We start from the raw sequence: 24,100 nt of genomic DNA on the forward strand, positions 1-24,100 counted from the left end.
TACATACTTTATGATAACTGTCCGCACCGGAGCCTATTCTATGAAACCAGCTTCTCTGCACCGCCGCATCCTGTTCCCTCTGCTTCTGTGCGGCGGACTTCTTTTCGCCCTGCTGTTCTGGTATTTTTCCCCGTTCTTTTCCCCTGGTGAGAACCGCCGGTTTTCCGCGTATGTGGAGGAACGGTTCCACTCCGAGGTAACCTCTTCTGCCATCACGCTCCACTATACCCTCGCCGATCCGGCTTCCCGCGGAATTGCCCCCGGCACTGCCTCGTTCGGCACGGTTTCCATCCCTGACCGCACCTCGTATGATGCCCTGCTGCAGAGTGTGGAAACAACGCTCACATCCTTTCATCGAAACCGCCTCTCCGCGGAAAATCAGATCACGCTCGATCTTCTGCTCTACGAGCTGAACTGCGAGAAAATGCCGGGCAGCACCAGCCTTCTTGCGGAACCGCTCGGTCCGTCGCTCGGGATTCAGGCACAGCTTCCCATTCTGCTCGCGGAGTACCCGTTCCGCACACAGCAGGATATCGCCGACTACCTCCATCTTCTGCAGGATCTCCCGCGCTATTTCTCCGATCTCATCGCACTCGAGCAGGAAAAATCCCGGCAGGGCGTGTTTCAGAATGACCTTGCGGTCGATGGCATTATCCGCCAGTGCAGTGCTTTTCTCGCCGACGCGGATACACCGGAAAGCCATCTGCTCCACACCGTTTTTCAGAATAAACTGCAGGCGTCTTCACTGTTTTCTGAGGCGGAAAGGAATCTCTGTCTGCAGACGCATGAAAAACTCCTTATCTCCTGTGTTTTTCCCGCCTACCGCTCTCTTTCCGATGCTCTTTCTTCACTCCGCGGCAAAGGAACACAGAACGCCGGCGGTCTTTCCCGGCAGGAAGGCGGACTTTCCTACTATGCGTATCTTCTCCGCAGCCGCGTCGGTGTTGACGCTTCACCAGAGGAGCTGACCCGCCTTTTAACACAGCAGCTTGCGGACCAGTGTGCCGAAATGCAGATCATTCTCGATCAGAATCCGTCGCTCTCCCTCTCCGAGCAGGCGCTCGTGCTGCCGTTCTCCACGCCGGAGGAAATGCTTGCCGATCTGCAGAATGCCGTTTCTGAAGATTTTCCCGTTCTTTCGGGTATCGCATACGAAGTAAAGACCGTGGATGACTCCCTCAAGGATTTTTTAAGCCCCGCCTTTTATCTCACACCGCCCGCCGATGTCAATTCACCCAACTCCATTTACCTGAATCCCGCGGATGAAATGACCGGCATCGAGCTGTATTCCACACTTGCCCACGAGGGCTTTCCCGGCCATCTGTACCAGACCGTCTCGTTCTCGCGCTCCGACCCGCTTCTGATCCGCCATCTCTACGCGCCGTCGGGTTATGTGGAAGGATGGGCAACCTACGTTGAATCATATGCCTGCCGCTACGCCGCACGTAATCTCGATGCAAACACGCAGGCGCTCTGCCGTCTCTGGTATCTGAACCGCTCGGTGCATCTTATCCTCTGCTCGCTGCTGGATCTCGGAATCCACAGCCAGGGATGGCTCCTCGCGGATGCGTCAGCCTTTCTGGCGCAGTTCGGCATCACGGATGCGTCGGCCGCTGCCTCTTTATATCAGTATATTCTCGAGACACCGGCGAACTATCTGAAATACTGTGTCGGATCGCTCTCGTTTTCGCAGCTCCTCTCGGAAGTGCAGAAACAGGAAGGTGACTCATTCTCATTGATCGGTTTCCATGAAAAACTGCTCCGTCTCGGGCCTCTGCCGTTTCCGCTCGTAGAAAAATATCTGTAAACGGTTCGCCCTGCTGAAAAAAAGATCCCACAGACTTTCTTCTATAAATAATAGAAAGTTCTGTGAGATCTTTTTCATTTTCAAAATTCTTTAACCTAAATTGTAAAGAGATGGATCTGTCGGCCGCTGCGGATCAATAACAGAGGCAGAATCAAACAGATCGCTTGTTCTATCCTCGCCGCCTCCGTAGAGGTTCTGGTACAGACGGTATCCATCCAGGTTTCTTCGTCCCATACGCAGGTAATTGTCTCTTACCTGAACGAAATACTGGGAGGAATCTACGTTGCAGTAGATGTTGAAGCCCTGACTCTTTAAGTAAGCAAACTTCTCATTGTCCATCGTGTAATCGTGCCAGTCGGAAAGATCCTGTCCATGTGCAAAGATGATGATATCGCTTCCGCCGATGAGCGGTGCAACATACGTCAGCCATTTCTCGGTATCCGCCTGGATCGTCTCGATCGGTTTGTCGCCGACACGGATATGGCCCCAGGTATGGCTTGCGAATGTCCAGCCGTCTGCTTTGATCGCATCGGCTACTTTTTTCGCCTCCTCGCACTCTTTATCCCAGTCGAAATCCGGGTGTGCATCAAGCCATGCTACCTGATCATCCGTCAGATCTTCTCTTGTCTTGTAATCACCGTCGGTGCGGTATCCGAGGATTCCGTCGTAGCCGGTCAGTGCTACGGTTCCGCGCGCATTATGGTATACGGCATCCGGATGCGCTTCGATAAACTGATCCATCAGCGGGATGCAGTCGTAAGCACCGGTCACAACAGTTCCGTCATCCTGAATGTATTCGCAGGTCGGTTTTCCGTCGTCGCCGACTACCATCTTGCTGGCAATGCCGCGTCCGTCGTAAGAGTGGTAATAGGAAAGGTCATCCAGAGAAAGAACGAATGCTTTCTTGCCCTCCGGCAGGTAAATGTCCCCTTCCTCGTAATGAACGGTTCCGTCATCATCTACGGTCTTTTTCACGAGATCGTTGATCGAAACCATGACATATCCTCTGTCGTACATCTGCTGGGTGATCGCGTTGAACTCATCCACGGTGGTCATCCACTGGCAGAAGCCTGCGGTCTGTGCGTTGTCCTGATAGAAAGCTTTCTGCGGATCGACTACAAGAGAATGATAGAAAATGTGGGTTACTTCGTTGACGTTGACGCGCACACAGGCATCTCTCGTGCTGGTGTACTCTGCTACTTTTGTGATGATATCCGCGTCGGTCGCTGCGCCCTCTACGCTCTGGAGCTTTTCAATGGCTCCATCGTAATCGTATGTCTGCGCAAGTGCATCGGCTTCCGCCATAATCTGTGCTTTCGTTGTCGGCGCTTCAGCACTTCCCGTGCTGTCCGACGATACGGAACCGTCCACCTCTGCTGTTTTCTGATCCTCTTTTTCCTGTGCTTTCTGCTGGATTTTTTCTGTTCCTCCGGCCAAAGCCCAGATTCCAATGCCGAAGATGACAAGCAGAACACATAGAATTCCTGTTTTGATCATCAGCGCACGCTTCCGCTTTCTTCTTCGGAGCTCCTTTTTACTGATGTTTTTTTTCTCACTCATTTTTCCTTCCTCCCAAAACAGCTTTTGCTTTTCTGGCAAATATTACAGTTTTACCGGACTGACAGAAATTCAGCCCGGACTCTGCTCTTTCTATTTTAGCTCAAAATACCGGTTCTGTCGAGTAGGTTTCCGGCAGGTTAAGAGAAATGTAAGAAAACCGGTAACGCTCTTTCTTTTATGCGCGCTGGCCGTGTGCCTCATACATGAGAACGGCGGATGCAATCGCTGCGTTTAACGATTCCACTTTTCCTTCCATCGGAATACGGATCAGGCACTCGGCGGCCTCTGCCATTGCATCAGTCAGGCCGTTTCCCTCATTTCCGATCAGGAATGCCGTTCCTTTTGTGTAATCCTCCTCGCGGTAGGAATGCACGCCGTGCAGATGTGCCGCGTACGTACAGATCTTCCGCGCTTTTAAGCCTTTTACAAATCCGACCGCATCGTCGACGATCAGAAACGGCATACGGTAGATCGAGCCCATCGTCGAGCGGATCGTTTTCGGATTGAAGATATCCGCGGTACCGCGGCTCATGATGATGCCGGTGACTCCTGCGCCCTCTGCGGTGCGGATGATTGTTCCGACATTTCCAGGGTCCTGCAGATCCTCAAGTACCATCAGAAGCGGTGTCTTTCCGTTGTCCATCACCTCCTCTTCGGTGTAGTGCGGCATACGGATCACACTTAAAACACCCTGCGGCGTCTTCGTGTCGCACATGGACTGGAACACGCGGTCGTCCACTACTTCGTATTCTGTCCCGTCGGACGGTATTTCATGCATTTTGCTGCCGCTCTCAGACACATATACTTTTTTCAGCCATTCCCGCGGCGCTTCCTGGAACATTTTCCAGCCCTCCGCCACGAAAACGTCCTGCTCCCGGCGTTCTTTTGCTTTTTTGTTCAGCGCAATAATGTTTTTTACCTGTGCATTGCTGCTGCTTGTAATCATGAATGGTCCCCTCATTTCCTGTTTTTCATCAATTTGGCAAGTTCTTTGTTTTCGCCGATCAGAATCAGCACTTCCTCTGCGCGGAGCAGCGTCTTCGGATTGACCGTGACACGGATGTCTTCCCCGTCCTTGACGGCGATTACGTTGATACTGTATTTCTTCCGCAGATCCAGCTCCTCGAGGTTATGCCCCGTCCACTCTTCCGGCACGGGAAGCTCTACCATGGAGAACGAATCCGACAGCATGAAGAAGTCCTGGAAGCCGCCGGAAATCAGGCTTTTTCCGAGGCGGATGCCCGTCTCACTCTCCGCCATCACGACGCGGTCCGCGCCGACTTTTTTCAAAATATTGGCATGCATCTGGCTCATGCCCTTTGCGATGACGAGCGGCACGCCCGCCTCTTTTGCCTGCAGGGTGGCGAGGATGCTCGACTCCATATTTTCAGAGATGCCGACGATCACGACATCCATGTTGCTGATGCCAAGCGATGCAAAAACACGGCTGTCGGTGATGTCCGCGCGCGCCGCATATGTGACGAGATCGGCGATCTCCTGTACCAGCTCCGGGTCTTTATCGACCGCGAGCACTTCTTTTCCTGCCTGCGCCAGCGTCGTCGCCACGGCGAAGCCGAATTTTCCAAGTCCGATGACTGCGTATTGTTTACTCATGTTTTTTCTCCTCTTTTATCCAATCAGCACCCTCTGTTCCGGGCGCTGGATATCCACATCTTTTCTTCCGCTTCTCCGCCGCAGTGCAATGGCCAGCGTAACCGGTCCAAGACGTCCCATGAACATGACCAGAATTACGATGATTTTTCCCGCCGCCGGAAGTGTCGGCGTAAGCGACCGCGTCAGTCCCACGGTTGCCACAGCGGAAACGATCTCATACAGGCAGTCCAGCAGAGGACTTCCGGTGACAGAGATCAGAAGCACCGTCGCGGTGAATGCCATCGTCAGTGCGAAGAAGAAAATAACGACCGCGGTGCGGATGTTTTCTTCCATGACCTTCCGTCCCCAGACCACGGTGTCGGAATCGCCGCGGATGTAGGATGCGACGACCACGAGCAGAATCGCAACAGTCGTCGTCTTGACACCGCCCGCCGTTCCCATCGGAGAGCCGCCGATGAACATGAGGATCATACTTACCATCGCGGAGCCGTCCGAGAAGTTTGCCTGCGGGATCGTCTCAAAGCCGGCAGTTCGCGTCGTCACGGACTGGAAGAAGGCCGCCATAGCCTTCTGCGCCGGTTTTAAGCTGCCAAGCGAGGATGCGTTGTTCCAGTCCAGCGCGAGGATCAGAAGCGCCCCGCCGAACAGAAGAATGACGGTTGTCGTCAGAACCAGTTTGGTGTGGAGCGTGAAGCCGCGCACGAAGTTTTTCCGGGTCCGTTTTCCTTTTACAAGATCCTGCACGCGCTCCAGCACTTCCCACCAGACCGGAAAGCCAAGGCCGCTTAAGAAAATCAGGCCCATCGTCGTAAAGTTGATGAGAGGGTTCGTCACAAACGGGGCGAACGAGGATTCCCCGACGAGGTCAATTCCGGCGTTGCAGAAGGCGGATACGGAGTGGAACAGGCTGTAGCCGATTCCCTTCCAGAAACCGTATTCCGGCACAAACCAGAAGCTGTAGAAAAAGGCTCCCGCCAGCTCCACCGCCGCCGTGCCGATCAGCAGCTTCCGCACAATACCGACGCTGCCCTTTAAAACCGGCAGATTGTAAGTGTCCTGGATCAGTTTACGGCTCTGCAGACTGATTTTCCGGCGCAGGATCAGAAACACCATCGTCAGGCACGCCATGATGCCAAGACCTCCGAACTGAATCAACCCGAGGATCACAATTTTTCCAAAGGTACTCCATGTCGTCGCCGTCGGAACGGTGACAAGGCCCGTCACGCAGACAGATGTCGTTGCGGTAAACAGGGCGTCGAGCCAGTAAACGCTTTTTCCGTCCGCCGCAGAAACCGGCAGGCAAAGAAGAATCGTTCCCAGCAGGATTACCGCCGCAAATCCCAGCATCATAATCCGCTCCGCCGGTGTGTGCCATTTATTTTTGCTTTGTTTTTCGGCCATCGCTCCTCCTATTCTGCCGCTTCATTTTCTGCTTCACTGCTGTAGTAGAACTTTCCGGTCTCACTGTCCGTCACGGTAATATCCGCAAAATATTCCCCGCAGGAACCCTCACACTGGTAATAGACGTCAAACGAAACCGTCATGTCATCTTCTCCTTCCAGGTATTCCGCGTGAACCTGATTTTTCGCGGTCCCCGTCGTTCTGCTCCACACTTTATCATCCGCAAGAAACTCCTTTTTGATCTTCACAGGAAATTCACTGGATGCAATTTCGTGCTGATTGGACTCGTTTTTGATCCGGTAATAGAGATTCATGTACAGCCCGTCATCTTCCTCATGGAAAAACCAGCCGTAGATATCATCCTCCGCAACAATCGTCGGCTGGATCAGCTCAGCGTTTGTTTTGGTCGTGAATGCATTCATCTCATGCGTAAACTCATTCTGCATCCGGCGATGCTTCATCAGCCAGCTGCCTTCCTTCACACCGGCCGCAGCCGCAGCAAGAACGACAGCGCCGATGCAAAGGCCAATGATTTTCTTTTTTGTCATTATTTAATTTCCCCTTTTCTTTTTGAAATACAAAAATAAGATACCCCTAAGAACATACTTATGAGTATCTTATCAGTTTGCACATATAAAGTCAACGGAGCCGGTGGAGACTTTCCTGCCACCGTTGTGTGTAGTTTAAAATTATCCTGAAGCGAGGAATATCCCCGTCAATGACGAGGATATCTTCGATGCTTGTGTTTAATAATCTGCTTAAAATGAGAAAGTTGTCCAGACTTGGCAGGCACTTGCCGGAAATCCATTTATAGACCGCCTGTGGATTTTCAAAACCCATGGCATTCTGAATGTCTCTCACGGTGTATCCGCTTTCACGAAGAAGGGATTTGATGCGGCTGCCAGTTTCTTTCTGCCGGATTGACAAATAAATTGGTTCCATCCTGCACCTCCATATGTTTAAGCCATCCCGAAACACAGTTTTATCTTATCATCCGGTACTGGAAAAATCCAGTTTTTTCTTCCTGTTTCTACACAACCCGAATGATCTGTTCGTACAAAAGGATTTTCTTTTCATCTACATTCCGATTGTCGTGTGCTGCAAGATTGTTCCGTCCCTCTTCCATCTCTTCTTCGGATGCAAGCTCCTCTTTCCACCAGCTCAGGTGATTGATCCGGTACGGCTTCCAGCCGCGGTCAAAAATCTCATCTCAACGACTCTCTTGCATATACGCTTTCCTTTTTACCGGAAGAAGATGTTTAGCTCTCCTGTTTCTTTTCTTCTATCAAATGATGATTCAGCCATTTTCCTGATTTGAACCGGATGGTAAAGAGAATGGACCGCAGGCTCCAGTCTGCCGCCATACCGATCCAGACCGCAATCGGGCCGAATCCCCATACGCGGCACAGGTAAATACAGAGACTCACACGGCACAGCCACATCGTACAGCAGGACGTGATCATGGAGAATTTTACATCCCCGGCAGCCCGCATGCCGTATCCCGGGACAAACGCCATGACCCAGCAGAGCGGCTTTACAATCGTGATAAAGATCATCATCTGCATGCAGAGCTTTGCACTCTCTGCCTCCATACCGCCGATCATCGTAATCGGTTTTGTCAGCACAAATACCAGCAGACAGCTTGCAACGATAACCACTTCTGACAGCCAGCACAGTTTTTTAATATAGTAGATTGCTTCATCCTTCCGGCCCGCGCCGAGACACTGACCGACTACCGTCATCAGTCCGATGCCGACACCGATCGCAGCGACACCGTTCAGGTTCTCAAGGATGTTCGTCATCGCCTGCGCGGCAATGGCAACCGTGCCAAGTGTGGACACAGTGGACTGAATCGCCAGCTTTCCAAACTGGAACATACTGTTCTCGATTCCCGATGGAATACCGATGAACAGTATTTTTTTGATCAAACCAAAGTCCGGCCGAATGGAAAGATACTGCTTCACAAAAATCGGTTTGCTTTCATCCCGAAGCTTCCACAGTACGACAACCGCACAGAAAATACGCGAAATTAAAGTCGAAATCGCGGCTCCTTCGACACCCATGTGGAAGCCGAAAATAAGAATGGCATTTCCGCCGATGTTCATAAAGTTGGAAATCACCGAAATCACCATCGGACTGCGGCTGTTGTTCTGCGCCCGCAGAATCGATGCGCCCGCATCGTAAAGACCGATAAACGGGAATGACAGCAGCGTAAACAGGAAATACACCTGTGAATTTTTCATAACATCCGCTTCCACTGCCCCGAAAATCACGCGCAGCAGCGGAACACGGAAAATCAGACAGCCCGCGGATAATGCGACGGACAAAACTGTCATAACAAAAAGCACCTGTTGTGCCGAACGGATTGCTCCATCCCGTTTTTCGCTTCCAATATACTGCGAACAGAGAATCGCTCCTCCTGCCGCCAGCGCAGAAAGCGCCTGAATGACTAAGATATTAATGGAATCCACCAGCGAGACTGCCGAAATTGCGGCAGACCCGACATTGCTGACCATCATCGTGTCGACAGTTCCCATCAGGGAAGAAAGCAATTGTTCAATGATGATTGGAATTAAAAGCTTGCGGAGATCCGTGTTACTGTATAAATGAGTTTGTTTTGTTGTAGTTTTCATTGTTTTTGTTTCTGCATGACCTCATCTGCCGGATATGCTTTGCCAGCCCTGCCTTTTCCACACCTTTCTTTTTTCTCTCCATTCTATTCCATTTGACGATCCATTGCAATTATTTCGCGAATCTTGCTCTTATCTGATTATTTTTATCAAGCACAACATACTTTTCTATCTCATAATGACTTTTTCAGTCTTTCCAAATCTTCGCTGTCCGGGTGTGACAAAGCACGGTCAAAATTTTGAATCAGCAGATCAAGATTGGCCGGATGTTCCGGGTTTTCTTTCATTTTCACATACCGTTCACGCACAGACTGCGGCATCTTTCCCTGGCACATATACTCACCGATGACCGTATTGCTTGCATCGATCGACTGTTTGACTTGTCCGAGAATCTTTTCAAAATAGGCATCACTTCCGCCAAATCCAGCTGTTCCAAACAGAAAAATCTTTTTATTTTTTAATTTCGACAGCAATTCTAATGTCTTTTGGTCTGCATTCCCTTTGTCCGTCCAAAATCCGATATAGCATACGTCGGATTGCGGTACCTGCGAATCGTTTGTGCCAAAATAATCGCATTTGTCCTTTGGCAACGTTTCATAGATTGCATCAGCCAGCTTCTTTGTATTACCCGTTAAGCTGCAAAACAGGATCGAATAATGTTCTTTTATCATAGCCCATACACCTCCAGTTCAGGTATTTATGTGGAAAATCCACTTTTTCGTAAATTGTATTATCTCTTCAGATCACATCTCGATTTCGCTTACGCTGCATCCCGATGTTGCTTCTCACTATTTCCTCTCAGGCTTTTAAGTCAAGCGGATATTCGCAATCCGCTTCGCTACTTGCTCATAACCGAATAGCTGCTTTGCAGCTTCAGTTAAACTTAAAAATATTAAGTCCGGTTTCTTCATCATGAACTCTGTCCACTCTTCCGTCAATTACCGTGATGACCATCTCACAGGTTGCACTGACAATCGCTCTGTTCAGATGTCCTCCAACCACCTCGCCCTTCTGATTTCCGGCACTCATATGAAGATGTGCATAATATTCTCCATCCATTGTATTGATTGTACCTGTCAGTGATGTAATTTCATAATACCCCTGGAAGCTGTTTGAATAATATTTCTTTTCGTCTGTCTTGTATACTCCGACTGTGAAATCATTGATCGCTCCAAGAGCCTGGACACTGGCAAGCTTTATATTCTCCTTTATGGCAATTACCATCAGCTGCTCCAATATTTCCTCGTCTTTGTCAATCCTTGCTACTATAACATTGTCAAATTTTCTGTATTCCATTTTATTCTCCTTTCTCTTTCCGCCCGGTCACTTTTCAGACATTACTGCAATAACCTCAATATTTATTCAGAAAATGCTCCCTGTTCGGATACTCCTGCCGATATGCCCGGAGGGCGGCTTCCCGGAGCAGGGTGAATTCTTTTTCCATGTGAAGCAGGCGTGGTGCCTTGAACGCGATCACACTGATCTGTTCGGCGATTTTTTTCGCGATTCCTTCTTCGGACAATTGTCCCATGCCGAATACCAGAGAGGTAAATCCTCTGCCTCCTCTGCTGACCTGAATAAATTTCAGGAATACATTGTACAGTTCATCTGCAAGAATTTTCTGGTATCCCTCATCTGACTGCATGGCTTCCGCCAGGCACAACGTAGAGAGAATCCGGGCTCCCATCTTTCTTCTGTCGCCTCCCGGATCCAGAGAGGTTCCTTCCGCCAGATACTTCAGTTCCATCAGGCATTTGACAAATTCATCCTTCTGGAGCCTGCGTTGTCCGTATCGGGCCGTCCAGAGCCGAGCCCGGTATTCTTCTTCCCAAGCTTCCTCCTCTCCGATATATTCTTTTAAGATCTGCTGCCGTTTTGCCGGATCTGTCTCCTGATAAAAATCTTTGGTCCATGTATGTTCCATCTGTTTTTCCTCATTCTGTCAGGCGGATATTCGCAATCCGCTTCGCTGCTTGCTTGATTGGTTTAAAATAAAGACACGTCTTTACTTACTCTTTCTGCCTGCAAACGCAGTCTTCCTGCTTACATTCCGGAGTGGGAAATCGTCTCTTCTGCGTTCAGGTACTCATCGATGTTGCTGCCGTCTACCTTCTGATATTCTGAAAAATAATACCGGCCTTCTTTCAGGCTTTCCTGGTCAAATTCCTCTCCCTCGAACAGCTCCACTGCCATTTTCGCCATTTTCTTTGCCTGATCCACTCTGTCATTTAGGATGCTGCCCTGCATCTCTCCTGCCTTTACGGCTTCCAGAGCCTCTTCCAGGCCATCAATTCCGAAGATCACCGGCCATTCTTCACGGACATAGCCTGCTTTCCGATAGGCCTCCACAGCCCCAAGTGCCATCTCATCGTTGTTGGACATAACAAGTTCAATCTTTTTTCCGTACTGGCTGATCAGACGGTTCATGCGGTTTTCCGCCTGTCCCCGGTTCCAGTCCGCTAACTGATAGCTTAGCTTTTCCAGTATAACATCATTCTTCATCAGTGTCTTTACGGAATACTCTGTTCTGCTGATGGCATCCTGATGGCCTGCTTCTCCTTCCAGAAGCACGTATTGGATCTTTCCATCCTGATTTTTATCGACTTCCGGATGGCTCTTGATGTATTCTTCTGCAATCTCGCCCTGCATAATCCCGGACTGTTCTGCATCACAGCCCACATAATACAGCTTTTCCCACTGCATCAGGTCTTCCCTTACCGGTTCCCTGTTAAAAAAGATCACAGGAATGTCTTCATTCCTTGCCATTCGGATGATCCGGGACGGAGCTGTCCGGTCCACAAGATTGATACAGAGCACATCACAGCCGGCATCAATCATCTCTTCCACCTTTTCGTTCTGTTCCTGCTGATCGTCGTTTCCGCTTTTTGTCGATACGATAATCCTTCGTTCTTTGTTTTCCATGGCTTTCAGCTGCGCCTTCAGTTCATCCGTCAATCCATTGATAAAAGGATCATCCTGAGTGTAGGTTATCACTCCGACCCGCAGGGTTTTCTCTGTCTGGTCCGACTTGCCGGAACACCCCGACAGCACAAGCACCGCACTCCCTATCGTGGCAGATAATAATACTGCCACCCTTCTTTTCTTTTTATTCATAGGAATATAAAAACCTTTCTAAATCTTCGTCCATAGAGAAATTTTCCTTGCCAAGTACCTGATATTCGGTTATATATCCTTGCATTTTATAAGACCTGTGCTCGATCCTTTTGGTTATTTCTTCCACACTTTTATAGCCGATTTCATATCCGTCCGGCACAGCCAGCCCCTGAATGTTTCCGTTATCCAGAAGTGCAATCGTCTTCAGACTGTAACCCACTCCATAGAGCTCCGCGCCCTCGTATGTTCCATTTTCTGCCTGCTCTCCAAACTCTTCCAATATTCCTGCATCCAGGATGACAAGAGCATCCGCCTCTGTTTCCTTCTTCATCCGCTCCACAATGTCCTGTTCTTTTCTCCGGTAAATACACCAGCTGATCTTGCTTTCGCTGCCTTCCAGCGCCTCGTTCAATCCACAAATCTCCGCCTGTACAGCCTCGGACATTTTCCAGTCGGCGATAATTCCGATCTTCTGCTTTTTTGTTCTCAGCCGTTCTCCCAGCCACCTTCCGATCTCCCGGTAATCCGGCTGGATCGTGGGACTGGCAGTTTCCCCTTCTTTTACCGCCAGACCATCTGCAATCAGCAGATACGGTTTATTTCCACACTCTTTTTTCAGCATATTTTCCGTCTCATGACCGGGTGCCGGATATATGATAAAGCCATCAATATCGTTGTCCTTCTGTTCCCTGATAAATTCTCTTTCCGCCTCCGGCCCGTCGATCTCTTCCGTATTGCAGATGATCATATGAACGTTGTTCTCTGCCGCAGCCTGCTTCATTCCCTTGATCAGGGCATCCCAGCGTTTGTCACCGGACTCCGGAAGAATCACCGCAATCCGGGGCTCTGCTACGTTCTGATCGAAAATTTTCCATACAAAGAATACTGCCAGCAGCAGCAAAAGAAACTCAATTATAAGAAATTTCATTCTGTTCTTTTTCATCTGCCCGGTCTCCTTTGTATGTATTTTTGTAATTCCAATGCTTCTGCGTTTTCCGGTGTATATGGGATTGCCGGAATACGGATCGTAACCCTTGTTCCTTCGTCCGGTTCGCTTTCTATGGAAAGTCCGTATTCTTCGCCAAACATCAGCCGGATTCTGGAATGCACATTGATCACACCCACGCCGGAACCGTGCTTCGGAACCTTGCTGTTATCCGTCAGAATATTTTCCAGGACTTCTTCCCGCATGCCCATCCCATTGTCTTCGATGGTGATCAGAATGTCCTCGTCTTTCTTTTTTCCGCTGACGATGATCATGCCGCCATCATCCTCATCCATATTGCCAACGCCATAATAGATGGCATTTTCCAGGATAGGCTGGATCACCAGCTTTACAATGCAGTAGTTTTCAATCTCTTCCTCAATCCGGAATTCTGTTTTAAATCGCTCTTTGTACCGGGCCAGCTGGATATTCATATAGCTTCTGCTGTGCTGCAGCTCATCCTTAATGGGAATGATGGTCTTACCCCGTGACAGACTGACACGAAGTAATTTTGCCAGTTCGGAAATCATACGAACCGCTGCTTCATTTTCCTGGGCTTCCACCATCCATGTGATGGACTCCAGTGTATTATACAGAAAATGGGGGTTGATCTGGCTTTGCAGGGCATCCAGTTCACTTTTTCTTCGTTCATTTTGCTGCCGGATGATCTCGTCCATCAGTTTTTCGATCTGTTCATAGGACTTCTGCACAGAATGTCCCAGATGGCGGATCTCCGAGGAGCCGCCGATATAGATATCCGGTTTTCCTCCTGCCTCATGGGCCTTGACGGAAGCATCCAGCTCCCGGATCGGTTTGGATATCTTCCGGGATACCAGCTGATTTCCCTCCAAAAGCATGACCAGAAGAACCAGAATCGTGGCAAATACATAGTAACGGAAGTTCTTGTAGTTTGCCGCCTGCACGCTCTCTGGCACAACACCGATCATCTTCCAGCCTGTATAGGCTACGCTGCCGACGATCACGGTCTCGTTCTGACCGCCGGAACGGATCTCGTAGGTTCCGTCCTCGTATTTTGCCGCGTCCAGACTGTTTTCTTCAAATAATCCGCGGTTTAATTCCGTTCCCCGGGGATGGTAGATCATTTCTCCGTCCTGACTGGTCAGATAATAGTAGATTCCGCCGGAACAGTCATTGATCTGCTTCATCACGTCCCTGATCACAGAATATTTCATATCCAGTAAAAGAATACCGGTTTCCGGTGTCTCTCCCTTGTTGACATCTACATACCTGCTCAGGGAAACGACCCATTGGTACCGATAAGAGCCGTCCTCAAACAGCTCCTGGATATGCGGTGTGGAAAAGTGTATATTTTCAATGGCATCTTCCGCATTTTTATACCATTCCTGCGTCTGCACCTTCACATTTTTCTTTTCTGCCGCCACCGGCTCCGATGCAATCAGATTTCCTTTGGGGTCATACAAAGCCAGGCTCTGAATCTTATCGGAGTTGGTCTCATAGAGCAGACTGAACTGCTCCGAGAATTCCCGGCTGGATATATCAAACTGCTGGACCACGTTGTAGTTTGCCCCGTTTATAATCTGCCGGATATCCAGCAGGTCTGCATTTAACCGGTCCACGGTAGCCTCTACAGTAGCTTCCGTGTTGTCCACTGCTGTTTTTTCCAATGCCAGCTTGAATCGATGGTAAAGCAGCAATCCCATTACAATGATCGTAACCAGTGAAATCGCCATAAGGACAGACAGGATAATCGACTGTATGTTAAATACGATGTTCTTCCGGGAATCCGGCTTTCTTTTTCTATCTTTCATGTATTTTCCCTTTCACCTGTTCCCTATTTTCCGGAAGCTCTGTATTTGGAAGGGGAAACACCGAATTTCTTTTTGAATACATAGCTGAAGTAGTTCGCATCCTGATATCCCACTTTTTCTGCGATCTTATAGCTTTTTTCATCGGTGTTCAACACCATTTCTTCTGCCCTGTCCATTCGGTAATCGGTAAGATAGGAGACGAAGGACTGACCGGTTTCCTTTTTAAAGATGGACGAAAAGTAAGAATTGGACACACCAAGATCTGCGCACACATCATCCAGCGAGAGCGCCGGTTCCATATATCTGTCTTTTACGATGTTCTGTGCATCGGTGATGATCCGTCTGGAGGTACTGTTTCTGGTACTTCTCAGTTTTTCGCTGATCGCCATAGACATATTGATGATCCAGTTTGTCATAGAGCTTTCATCCAGCTGAGTCACTCTTTCGTAAAGATTCTGTACATTTCCGGAAATTTCATTGAAATCCATGGAATTATTGGCACAGAATTTGAAAAATCCGCTGACAATCTCCATGGTAGCCAGATTGTACTGGCTGATGGTGGCTGCATTCTTATGGAGCTTTTCTGTCTCCTTGATGGCTTCTTTCCGGATCTTCTCCTGATCCCCTACATGGATGGCACGAAACAGCTCCTGCATCCTTGTCTCTTCTAAGGGAACCGCCTTTTTTGACTCTTTGGGAACGATCTCCGCGATATTGATGGCTCTTTTCGTTCCGTACAGGACACGGTAGGATACCGCCTCTCTGGCTCCCTCGTAGGAAATACTGATATCGTACAGACTGTTGCAGACGGTTCCGATCCCTGCGGTAACCGCCGCCCCCATAATTCTCCATGCCCAGCGGCAGAACCGGTCACACTTGTCCGTCAATTGAGCTATCTCATCTTCTGAATGGAGTTCCATAATCAGAATGGTATTACCCATATAGATGAACTCCTGGCAATTACAGTTCTCCATCAGCCGCTGTTTGATCTCCCGCTCCACGGACATGGATAACAATAAGGGATTCATGCCATCCGGCACATCATTTTCCGATGTATGAAAAATCATGCAGCAAAACAAAGGTCCCTTCATATCCACCCGATAGTCCAAAAGGAATCGTTCATAATCCTCTTCTCTGACCCTTCCCTCGATCAGGGAAATAAAGAAATTGGACTGCAGCTTTGGTAATACCTCCTGGAAATAGTCTTCCAGTTTTTTTACATTTAACTTTTCTTCCCGTTCCCTGTCCAGTGTGGTTTTCAGCTTCATCAGGCTTTCTGACAGTTCGATGGCGCTGATGGGTTTCAGCATATATTCCTTGATCTCCAGATGGACGGCCTCTTTCGCATATTCAAATTCGTCAAAACCGGTGCAAAGCATAATGTAAATATTGGGATAGTCCTGGTTCAGTTTTCTTGCCAGCTCCAGTCCATCCATGTAAGGCATTTTAATGTCCGTCAGTACCACATCCGGCTGAAGTTTTTCCACCAGTTCCAAAGCCTTCACGCCGTTGGTGGCACTTCCCACTACGTCAAATCCCAGATCATTCCAATGGATCTTTTTTTTCATAACATCGATGACCTCTACTTCATCATCGACAAGAATCACTTTATATTGTTCCATTCTTATCCCCCTGTTTTCCGGAGTACGTTGTTGTTCCTTCATTATAGCAGAAGATTGCTCTCTGCTGAATGAATAGTTACAAAAATTTTTGCCAGAACAGAATAAAAGACCGCCCTAGTCATCCATCGGACGACCGGGCTGTCTTATATTCTATCTGTTTATGAATCTTTCATTATTTTTTCTGTACATATTTCAGACAGTCAAGTGTTACAGCTGCCAGAATAATGATACCTTCGAAGATGAACTGAAGGTTGGTATCAATACCCAGAATCGTCAGGGCATATGTCAGGGAGGTAAAGATCAGTACACCGGTTACAACTCCGGAGATCTTACCGATACCACCGGTAAAGGATACACCACCAACTACGCAGGCTGCGATGGCATCCATATCCCATCCCTGTCCGTAAGCTGCACTACCGGAACCAACCATACGGTTACATTCCAGCCAGGAACCGAAGCCATACAGGATACCTGCCAGCATAAATGCTCCCATTGTTACTTTAAATACAGAGATACCGGATACTGCTGCCGCTTCCGGGTTTCCACCTACCGCATACAGGTTTTTGCCAAAAGTTGTTTTGTTCCAGATAAACCATACAATGGCAACTGCTGCAACAGCCCACAGAATGATGGTCGGGAATTTTCCGATCTGCGGAATGAAAGTATTCGGGATGGCAGAATCAATCGCACCGAAGGATACACCCTTGGTCGCATAGGTAACCAGACCGAAGATGATCAGCATGTTCGCCATGGTAGAGATAAACGGATGCATTTTGAATCTCGCCATGAAGAATCCGGCAATCATGGCAAATGCTGTCGTAAGGATTACACACATTAACAGTGCAAACAGTGCTTTCGCTGTAGCAGGCATAGCGGAGAAGTCAAATACATGTCCGAATACGGCACCTGTATTGATTCCGTTATGCATGATGATGGTTGCTGTAACCATACCCATACCAACCATACGTCCCACGGAAAGGTCGGTACCTGTTAACAGGATCAGACCGGCAACACCAAGTGCAAGGAACATACGCGGGGATGCCTGCTGTAAGATATTCAGGATGTTGGTAACAGTCAGCAGCTGTGTATTTTTAACGATCGGTGTGATGATACACAGTGCGATGAAGATCAGAATGATTACGATATACAGACCGTTTTTGTACAGGAACTGAGATAAATCGAAGGTATATCTGTAATTTTCCAGTTTCTGTATTCTCTGCTGCGGGAATGTAAATTTGGAAGCCCGCAACAGGTCGATCAGGTGATATTTATGCATGAATGCTTCATGTCTTCTGTCCTTGATCTCCTGAAGCTTCGATTCGTGAGCCATCTGTGCATCAAACAATTTATTTTTGAGCACATATTTCTCAGCCTTAATCTCTTCTGCATCCTTCAGAGAAGCAACCTTTTTCTGATGCTCGCTCTTTAGATCTGCTTTGACCTTCTCATATCTGCTGTTTTCTTCTGCTTTTGCAGCTTTGCAGCTTTTGTTTACTACGTCGTAATAATCCTTTTTGTAATGCGCGGCCAGATAGCTTTCTGCCTCTGCGATCAGCTTTTTGATTTCTTCTTTGTTGTCTGCTTCTACTTTTTTTGCATTTTCCAGCTCTTTTTTGCTGTTTTCAATGATCTTATCTCTCTGTGTTGCGGATAAGTTCTTGTTTTCTTTTGCGATCGCGATCTGTTTTTTCAGATCGCTCACTTTGTCAAAGCCGTCTGCACGTAATGCATCGATTTTTTTCTGGATTTCTTCCACATATTCATCGATCGGCTTCAAAAGCTTTGCTTCTTCTTCCGACGAAATAATAACGCTGTTTTCTGCCATTTCCAATTTTCCTCCTGTTACAGGTATTTAGCACTGAGTCTCAATAATTCTTCCTGGTTTGTTTCTTTGGTATTTACGATTCCGGCCAGACGTCCGTTAGACATAACACCGATTCGGTTGGTAATACCAAGAATCTCCGGCATTTCGGAAGAAACAACGATGATTGTTTTTCCCTGTTTCGCCATATTGATAATCAGTTCATAAATTTCATATTTTGCTCCAACATCAATTCCTCGTGTCGGGTCATCCATCATGAATACGCTCGGTGAACGCTCCAGCCATTTACCAAAGATGACCTTCTGCTGATTACCACCGGAAAGGTTGGCGATCATATCATCCGGTCCCATACATTTTGTATGCATGATCTTGATTTCTTCAGCCGTTGCACGCACCATCTTGTCATGTGATAATGCGACTCCGCTCTTATAATGCTTCATATTCGCAATGGTAGTATTGAATGTAATATCGCCCTTCAGGAACAGACCATTGGCTTTTCTTTCCTCTGTAATCAGAGCAAATCCGTGATCCATAGCATCTTTCGGGGAGGAGAAGTTCAGTACTTTTCCATCATATACGATATTTCCTTCTGCTCTTGTACGAATTCCGAAGATTGTCTCCAGAAGTTCGGTACGACCGGCACCGACCAGACCATAGAATCCGAAAATTTCTCCTTTTTTGATATCAAAGGAAATATTCTGCAGTTTCGGTGCATATTTTGTTGATATATTCTGTACGGAGAGAATCGTTTCTCCCGGTGTATTGTCTACAGGCGGAAATCTGTTGTCCAGAGAACGTCCAACCATGGCGGCGATCAGTTCGTTCATATCCGTTTCTTTACTTGGCTTGGTCATGACCAGGCTTCCGTCTCGCAGTACGGATATTTCGTCACAGATTTCAAATATTTCATCCATTTTATGTGAAATGTAGATCAGAGCAATTCCCTGCGCCTTCAGCTGACGCATCATCTTAAAGAGTTTTTCAACCTCCGGTGCAGTCAGGGATGATGTAGGTTCATCCAGTACAATGACTTTGGAATGATAGGAAATCGCTTTTGCGATCTCGCACATCTGTCTCTGAGATACAGACATTTTCTTCATTGGCTGCGTCAGATCAACTGTAATTCCCAGTTTTCTGAACAGGTCTGATGTTTCTTTTTTCATTCTTCCTTCGTCGATCACTCCAACGGAATTCTTTGGGTATCTTCCAAGGAACATGTTATCTACAACACTTCTTTCAAGACACTGGTTCAACTCCTGGTGTACCATTGCCACTCCGTTTTCCAGTGCATCCTTCGGACCGGAGAAATTCACTTCTTTTCCGTCCAATACGATGGTTCCTTCATCTTTCTGATAGGTTCCAAAGAGGCATTTCATCATTGTCGATTTTCCGGCACCGTTTTCACCCATCAGTCCCATAATGGTTCCAGGTTTGACATTCATGCTGATATGTTTCAGAACCTTATTTCTACCGAACGATTTGCTCATGCCGTTAATCGATAAGATATATTTATTCTTATCATCTGTCATAGCTGCGCTTCCTTTTCTTAATAAAGAAGGGTATCATTGCTGACACCCCTCTATAATTTCATTCATTTACGGTAACAATTCAGAGACCTCATCTCGATTTCGCATGGCTCCGAATCGTTACCATTTACACTCTTATTCTGTCTCAAATTATTTGGAGAGAAGTGATGTATATGCTGCTGCATTATCGGTCTTAACCATGTTAATTGCAAAAGCATCATACTCGCTCGGGTTTCCAAGACGGTTTGTGATATTGGACTCTGTCTGTCCGTCTCCACCGATGTAATCTACCTTCAGGTTCAGCAGATCATCATATTTCTCCAGCAGTGGCTGATAGGTAGAGCTCAGGAAGTTATCCGATGCGTTGTAGATATTCAGCCATACTTTTTTGGATGGGCTCTTGCTTTCATCCAGCTGTTTTGCAACTTTATCGTAAACTTTTGTGGAATCTGTGAAATCGTTGTAGTTATCGGCTGTTACAGCAATATTTAATGCGTAGTAAGATCTCTCTTCTTCGCTGTATCTGTAATCTTCACCCTCTGTCAGGCAGTTGCCGGCTTCATCTGCTGTACCGATACCGGTATCAATGTCTACACCGTCCAGTGCGTTACGCAGAACTCTCAGTGTCAGGTAAGCCTGAACGTCTGCATGCTGAGAAATTGTTCCGCCATATCCTTCACCGATTGCTGCTACAGCATCGCTGTTTGCATCGTAACCGAAGGTAGGAACTTTGTTGTCTTTTGCCCATGCATTGAACATTGACATTCCCATACCATCGTTATTGGAAACTACAACATCGATCTGATCACCGAAGGAAGCTGTCCATGTTCCGATCGCGTTACCAGCTGTTGCAGCATCCCATGTTGCACCTGCTGAGTTTTTCATTTCCTGAGAAGCCAGCTCACGGATGGTATATGTTTTTCCGTCTACATCCAGAGTTGCATCCTGCACAACCTTTGCTTTTCCGTCTACGTTTGTTCCGGCCGGTGTAGAATCTACTCCGCCGTCTGCATCTACACCTGTTCCAAGTGCGGAACGAACACCACGTGTACGGGCGATAGAATCGTTATGTCCGATATCACCGATTGCCAGAACATATCCGATTACGCCGTCACCGTTTCTGTCGATCGTGTCTGCATTTTTCTTGATGTAATCCAGAACCATCTGTCCCTGCAGTTCAGCACCCTGGTTTGCATCGAAACCTACATAATAAGTATTTCCGTTGAAGTTCAGAGCATCTTTGTCCAGTTCGCCGGTAGCACTGCTGGATGGCTGACGGTTGAACCAGCACAGAGGTTTGTCCTTGTTTTCTACGCTTCCGCCCGTTGATGCCGTAGAATCTGCTGTTTCTGTTTTCTGGGTAGAATCTTTAGACTCTGATGTGGATCCTCCACAACCAGCCATGGATACTGCCATAGCTACTGCCATAATTGCTGCTAATGCTTTTCTTTTCATTTTTATTCCTCCCGTTTGGTGATTTTGCTAGATTCGCTTCGTTCCTAGCTGATGAATTCATTATAATCACAAGCGGTCTGAAAAAAAATAGAATATTTTTGGATTAGTTATTGAAATTTTTGGTTATTTCTTGTCGTAATTCCCCAAAACTCCAAGAATCATGCAAAAAAGCAGTCCCACAGAGCGCAAATTACTGCATGACAGATTTTCGTCGTACCTCGGGTACGCCTTCCAATCTGTTTCCTGTAGTTTGCGTTCTGCAGCACTGCTTTTTTTGTATTATTTCTTACTTATGCTTTAAGCGGGGTAAGAGCTCTAAAATCCTCTTGCAGGCGAGACTGCATCAGCTTTCTGACGTTTTAGCATCTTTATATTTCCGTATCAGAATCATATAGCTTATGATCAGTAAAACAGCTGCACTGCTCCATGCACAGATCTCGGCATAGTATATTCCCTCTTCGCCGATCCATTTCGGCAGCAGCAGCGCAACGCTGACACGCATCACAAATTCTGCAATGCCGCTGGCAAGCGGAATCAAAGTATTGCCCAGCCCCTGGATCGCGGAACGATACACATGCAGCAAATACAGTATCCACAAAAAGACAGCCATGATAAACAAATACTTATATGCAATATCTAACACCTGTCGGATCTGCTCCGGTTCACCGGATACAAACAGAGACAATATATTACGCCCAATCAGCACCATCATACCGGAAATGAAAACAGAAGTGAGCACTGCCATATACGTACCGCTGCGCACACCTTTTCGGATTCTCTGATATTTCTTTGCGCCAAGATTCTGCCCTACATACGTTGTAATCGCATATCCATAGGAAACGGCTGCCATCTCCAAAATTCCATACAGCTTGTTCGTTGCCGTAAATCCGGCTACAAACAGAAAGCCAAAGCCATTGATCACATACTGCACCGTAAGTCCTCCCACAGAAATGATCACGTTCTGTATGGCAAGAGGAGTCCCCAGCTTCAAAAGCCGCAGACTCATAGACGGCTGCCTGTAAAAATCCTCCTTTTCCAGTCGGATATCCCTGATTTTCCGTAATACAAGCAGACAGTACAAGGCTGAAAATCCCTGTGCAATAACAGTCGCCACGGCTGCTCCGGCTACGCCCCAGCCAAAAACTGCCACAAACAGCAGGTCAAGTCCCACATTGATCACTGCTGCCACGGTCATTGCAATCAATGGAGATCTGCTGTTTCCAAGTGCCCTTAAGATCGCCGCAAAGATATTATAGGCAGCTATAATCGGGACTCCCGCAAAAATCAGCCGCAAATATAGCATCGTCAGATCAATAACATTATCCGGTGTCTGCAAAAATAAAAGAACGTGATAAACTGCGCCTTCACTTACTGCAAGTACAATCACAGACAGTAATGCTGTCATAATATAGCTTTTCGCCACCGCACATTTCAGATTTTCCTTTTCCCCTGCTCCATAGTACTGCGATACAAGAATCGAAAAGCCCTGTGTGATACCTGTCATGATGCCCAGCACCAGCCAGACCAGCCAGTCTCCGGCGCCTACTGCCGCCAACGCTTCTACTCCTACCACCTGGCCAACAATCATGGTGTCCGCCATCGTATAAAACTGCTGGAAAATATTTCCGAGCATCAGTGGTATGGCAAACGTTATGATCAGTTTTCCGGGGGATCCCGCAGTCATATTCTTTTCATTTGTTCCCATAAGATTAAGAAGCTCCTTTTCTCTCTTTCTCCTCCTGCCGCTATTTTACAGGGGACCCTTGCGAAACACAATTCTATTTTTTCACAAAGTTTTTCCGATATTTTTGGTGGCTATTACTTTCTTTTGAGGTAAAAAGAGATTTTCGTTGGTTTTCCATTACAGAGTATGAAAAAGAAGCAGCGTATTTGAGACGCAGACATAATATGCATCCAATTACGTATCGGATTCTACATCTTAATTCCGCAGTATTCCCATGTCACTGTATCGAGCAAGAGGAACTCCTCTGTTCCAATTGGCTTTCCATCTCTGTAAGTTGAAAACACATCCGTGCTAATCAGATTTCCCTCTTTCGTAATTGCATCCATAGGTGTATGACCTACAACCTGCAACAACTTACGTGGCTTATATAATCTCATTTTTGAATGCTGTGGTCTCAGCCAGATCGGCGATGCATCATTCCACATCTCGATTCTTCCGAGCTGATTAATCGTCTCTAGCACAGCATCCACATCATTATATTTTGCTCGCGGAACATATTCCTCTACAAAGAAATTCAGTACGCCTCCATGAGAAAAGAGAACATTGCCTATTCTCTGAACATATTTAATGGGATTATCTTCTGGAACAGCCTCTCGCAAATCCAACAACTTTCTTTGCACTGTCAGTGAAGCCATGGAGCTATAACCGCTCTCCAGACAATGCCACAGATAACTCAAATCGTGATTCCCGTAGCACCAGGCTGTTTCCGGAAATGCTTTTGCAAACCGAATAGCCTCATCATAAGTTTCTTCATAAAGTCCGACATTATATTGCTTGTCCCAATCATCAGGGATGTCCATCAGACATACCGCTCGATCGGCAATTCCCTGATGCATAAGAGCTGTAGCCTGTTTAAACATCTGCGGTTTAAGATGAACATCAGGAATTACTAATATCTTCATACCATCATACCTTCTTATACTATTCTACTGGATATATCACCCTTTGTCCGGATATCTTCCAACTGATACCGCATTTGCAATGTCTTAATCCAATGAACTGCTGTTTCATAGCACCACCACAGACAGGA

General features: G+C 47.4%; 20 protein-coding genes. 1 reads left to right on the top strand and 19 read right to left on the bottom strand.

Going from position 1 to position 24,100, the window contains the following annotated elements; all coding sequences use genetic code 11:
* The first annotated feature begins 40 nt into the window (after nucleotides 1-40).
* Nucleotides 41-1,807 carry a DUF885 domain-containing protein gene (locus DW743_RS14585; RefSeq protein ID WP_158568582.1) on the top strand — a complete coding sequence of 589 codons (1,767 nt, stop codon included), beginning with the start codon at nucleotides 41-43 and terminating at the stop codon, nucleotides 1,805-1,807.
* A 90-nt stretch (nucleotides 1,808-1,897) separates the two neighbouring features.
* Here the strand turns inward: DW743_RS14585 and DW743_RS14590 are convergent, their stop codons facing one another.
* From DW743_RS14590 to DW743_RS14680, 19 genes are all read right to left on the bottom strand, one after another.
* Complete coding sequence (locus tag DW743_RS14590; protein ID WP_022461704.1) at nucleotides 1,898-3,367, bottom strand: hypothetical protein; 1,470 nt, start codon at nucleotides 3,365-3,367, stop codon at nucleotides 1,898-1,900.
* 175 nt (nucleotides 3,368-3,542) lie between these two features.
* Nucleotides 3,543-4,313 carry a TrmH family RNA methyltransferase gene (locus tag DW743_RS14595; RefSeq protein ID WP_022461705.1) on the bottom strand — a complete coding sequence of 257 codons (771 nt, stop codon included), beginning with the start codon at nucleotides 4,311-4,313 and terminating at the stop codon, nucleotides 3,543-3,545.
* Between the two features lie 11 nt (nucleotides 4,314-4,324).
* Nucleotides 4,325-4,981: a potassium channel family protein gene (locus DW743_RS14600; protein ID WP_055267716.1), complete on the bottom strand. Its 657-nt coding sequence runs from the start codon at nucleotides 4,979-4,981 to the stop codon at nucleotides 4,325-4,327.
* Between the two features lie 15 nt (nucleotides 4,982-4,996).
* Nucleotides 4,997-6,382: a TrkH family potassium uptake protein gene (locus DW743_RS14605; protein ID WP_055267718.1), complete on the bottom strand. Its 1,386-nt coding sequence runs from the start codon at nucleotides 6,380-6,382 to the stop codon at nucleotides 4,997-4,999.
* An 8-nt stretch (nucleotides 6,383-6,390) separates the two neighbouring features.
* The gene (locus tag DW743_RS14610) at nucleotides 6,391-6,930 is read right to left on the bottom strand and encodes a hypothetical protein (protein WP_117761990.1); all 540 of its coding nucleotides are present in this window, start codon (nucleotides 6,928-6,930) and stop codon (nucleotides 6,391-6,393) included.
* A gap of 91 nt (nucleotides 6,931-7,021) precedes the next feature.
* Nucleotides 7,022-7,324, bottom strand: coding sequence for a helix-turn-helix domain-containing protein (locus DW743_RS14615; RefSeq protein WP_117761991.1), 303 nt, complete (start codon nucleotides 7,322-7,324; stop codon nucleotides 7,022-7,024).
* A gap of 317 nt (nucleotides 7,325-7,641) precedes the next feature.
* A complete protein-coding gene (locus DW743_RS14620) occupies nucleotides 7,642-9,015 on the bottom strand; it encodes an MATE family efflux transporter (RefSeq protein ID WP_117761992.1) in 1,374 nt (457 codons plus the stop codon).
* 170 nt (nucleotides 9,016-9,185) lie between these two features.
* The gene (bilS, locus tag DW743_RS14625) at nucleotides 9,186-9,683 is read right to left on the bottom strand and encodes a flavodoxin family protein BilS (protein WP_055220197.1); all 498 of its coding nucleotides are present in this window, start codon (nucleotides 9,681-9,683) and stop codon (nucleotides 9,186-9,188) included.
* Nucleotides 9,684-9,885: 202 nt separating this feature from the next.
* The gene (locus DW743_RS14630; RefSeq protein WP_117761993.1) at nucleotides 9,886-10,308 is read right to left on the bottom strand and encodes a PPC domain-containing DNA-binding protein; all 423 of its coding nucleotides are present in this window, start codon (nucleotides 10,306-10,308) and stop codon (nucleotides 9,886-9,888) included.
* Between the two features lie 55 nt (nucleotides 10,309-10,363).
* The gene (locus DW743_RS14635; protein WP_055228551.1) at nucleotides 10,364-10,936 is read right to left on the bottom strand and encodes a DUF6553 family protein; all 573 of its coding nucleotides are present in this window, start codon (nucleotides 10,934-10,936) and stop codon (nucleotides 10,364-10,366) included.
* 119 nt (nucleotides 10,937-11,055) lie between these two features.
* Nucleotides 11,056-12,105: a galactose ABC transporter substrate-binding protein gene (locus tag DW743_RS14640; RefSeq protein WP_319638367.1), complete on the bottom strand. Its 1,050-nt coding sequence runs from the start codon at nucleotides 12,103-12,105 to the stop codon at nucleotides 11,056-11,058.
* Between the two features lie 13 nt (nucleotides 12,106-12,118).
* Nucleotides 12,119-13,069 (bottom strand): substrate-binding domain-containing protein, encoded by a 951-nt coding sequence (locus DW743_RS14645; RefSeq protein WP_117761995.1) that lies wholly within the window; start codon nucleotides 13,067-13,069, stop codon nucleotides 12,119-12,121.
* A complete protein-coding gene (locus DW743_RS14650; RefSeq protein ID WP_117761996.1) occupies nucleotides 13,066-14,901 on the bottom strand; it encodes a cache domain-containing sensor histidine kinase in 1,836 nt (611 codons plus the stop codon). The genes DW743_RS14645 and DW743_RS14650 overlap by 4 nt, the downstream gene beginning before the upstream one ends.
* A 23-nt stretch (nucleotides 14,902-14,924) precedes the next feature.
* Entirely contained in the window at nucleotides 14,925-16,523 is a 1,599-nt protein-coding gene (locus tag DW743_RS14655; RefSeq protein WP_117510116.1) for a response regulator, read from the bottom strand.
* Nucleotides 16,524-16,695: 172 nt separating this feature from the next.
* A complete protein-coding gene (locus tag DW743_RS14660) occupies nucleotides 16,696-18,348 on the bottom strand; it encodes a galactose/methyl galactoside ABC transporter permease MglC (protein ID WP_117510117.1) in 1,653 nt (550 codons plus the stop codon).
* Nucleotides 18,349-18,365: 17 nt separating this feature from the next.
* Nucleotides 18,366-19,874: a sugar ABC transporter ATP-binding protein gene (locus DW743_RS14665; RefSeq protein ID WP_117761997.1), complete on the bottom strand. Its 1,509-nt coding sequence runs from the start codon at nucleotides 19,872-19,874 to the stop codon at nucleotides 18,366-18,368.
* A 147-nt stretch (nucleotides 19,875-20,021) separates the two neighbouring features.
* A complete protein-coding gene (locus DW743_RS14670) occupies nucleotides 20,022-21,326 on the bottom strand; it encodes a substrate-binding domain-containing protein (protein ID WP_055228556.1) in 1,305 nt (434 codons plus the stop codon).
* 343 nt (nucleotides 21,327-21,669) lie between these two features.
* The gene (locus tag DW743_RS14675) at nucleotides 21,670-23,031 is read right to left on the bottom strand and encodes an MATE family efflux transporter (RefSeq protein WP_117761998.1); all 1,362 of its coding nucleotides are present in this window, start codon (nucleotides 23,029-23,031) and stop codon (nucleotides 21,670-21,672) included.
* Nucleotides 23,032-23,258: 227 nt separating this feature from the next.
* Nucleotides 23,259-23,972, bottom strand: a complete 714-nt coding sequence (locus tag DW743_RS14680; protein ID WP_118666916.1) for a metallophosphoesterase — start codon at nucleotides 23,970-23,972, stop codon at nucleotides 23,259-23,261.
* Nucleotides 23,973-24,100: the final 128 nt, after the last annotated feature.

Source organism: Blautia sp. AM28-27, from assembly GCF_003480905.1.
GTDB lineage: Bacteria > Bacillota > Clostridia > Lachnospirales > Lachnospiraceae > Fusicatenibacter > Fusicatenibacter saccharivorans.

What these genes read in the sequence shown, in the direction of transcription:
- DW743_RS14585 (WP_158568582.1), top strand. Translation starts at nt 41, where the DNA reads ATGAAACCAGCTTCTCTGCACCGCCGCATCCTGTTCCCTCTGCTTCTG.
- DW743_RS14590 (WP_022461704.1), bottom strand. Translation starts at nt 3,367, where the DNA reads ATGAGTGAGAAAAAAAACATCAGTAAAAAGGAGCTCCGAAGAAGAAAG.
- DW743_RS14595 (WP_022461705.1), bottom strand. Translation starts at nt 4,313, where the DNA reads ATGATTACAAGCAGCAGCAATGCACAGGTAAAAAACATTATTGCGCTG.
- DW743_RS14600 (WP_055267716.1), bottom strand. Translation starts at nt 4,981, where the DNA reads ATGAGTAAACAATACGCAGTCATCGGACTTGGAAAATTCGGCTTCGCC.
- DW743_RS14605 (WP_055267718.1), bottom strand. Translation starts at nt 6,382, where the DNA reads ATGGCCGAAAAACAAAGCAAAAATAAATGGCACACACCGGCGGAGCGG.
- DW743_RS14610 (WP_117761990.1), bottom strand. Translation starts at nt 6,930, where the DNA reads ATGACAAAAAAGAAAATCATTGGCCTTTGCATCGGCGCTGTCGTTCTT.
- DW743_RS14615 (WP_117761991.1), bottom strand. Translation starts at nt 7,324, where the DNA reads ATGGAACCAATTTATTTGTCAATCCGGCAGAAAGAAACTGGCAGCCGC.
- DW743_RS14620 (WP_117761992.1), bottom strand. Translation starts at nt 9,015, where the DNA reads ATGAAAACTACAACAAAACAAACTCATTTATACAGTAACACGGATCTC.
- bilS (WP_055220197.1), bottom strand. Translation starts at nt 9,683, where the DNA reads ATGATAAAAGAACATTATTCGATCCTGTTTTGCAGCTTAACGGGTAAT.
- DW743_RS14630 (WP_117761993.1), bottom strand. Translation starts at nt 10,308, where the DNA reads ATGGAATACAGAAAATTTGACAATGTTATAGTAGCAAGGATTGACAAA.
- DW743_RS14635 (WP_055228551.1), bottom strand. Translation starts at nt 10,936, where the DNA reads ATGGAACATACATGGACCAAAGATTTTTATCAGGAGACAGATCCGGCA.
- DW743_RS14645 (WP_117761995.1), bottom strand. Translation starts at nt 13,069, where the DNA reads ATGAAAAAGAACAGAATGAAATTTCTTATAATTGAGTTTCTTTTGCTG.
- DW743_RS14650 (WP_117761996.1), bottom strand. Translation starts at nt 14,901, where the DNA reads ATGAAAGATAGAAAAAGAAAGCCGGATTCCCGGAAGAACATCGTATTT.
- DW743_RS14655 (WP_117510116.1), bottom strand. Translation starts at nt 16,523, where the DNA reads ATGGAACAATATAAAGTGATTCTTGTCGATGATGAAGTAGAGGTCATC.
- DW743_RS14660 (WP_117510117.1), bottom strand. Translation starts at nt 18,348, where the DNA reads ATGGCAGAAAACAGCGTTATTATTTCGTCGGAAGAAGAAGCAAAGCTT.
- DW743_RS14665 (WP_117761997.1), bottom strand. Translation starts at nt 19,874, where the DNA reads ATGACAGATGATAAGAATAAATATATCTTATCGATTAACGGCATGAGC.
- DW743_RS14670 (WP_055228556.1), bottom strand. Translation starts at nt 21,326, where the DNA reads ATGAAAAGAAAAGCATTAGCAGCAATTATGGCAGTAGCTATGGCAGTA.
- DW743_RS14675 (WP_117761998.1), bottom strand. Translation starts at nt 23,031, where the DNA reads ATGGGAACAAATGAAAAGAATATGACTGCGGGATCCCCCGGAAAACTG.
- DW743_RS14680 (WP_118666916.1), bottom strand. Translation starts at nt 23,972, where the DNA reads ATGAAGATATTAGTAATTCCTGATGTTCATCTTAAACCGCAGATGTTT.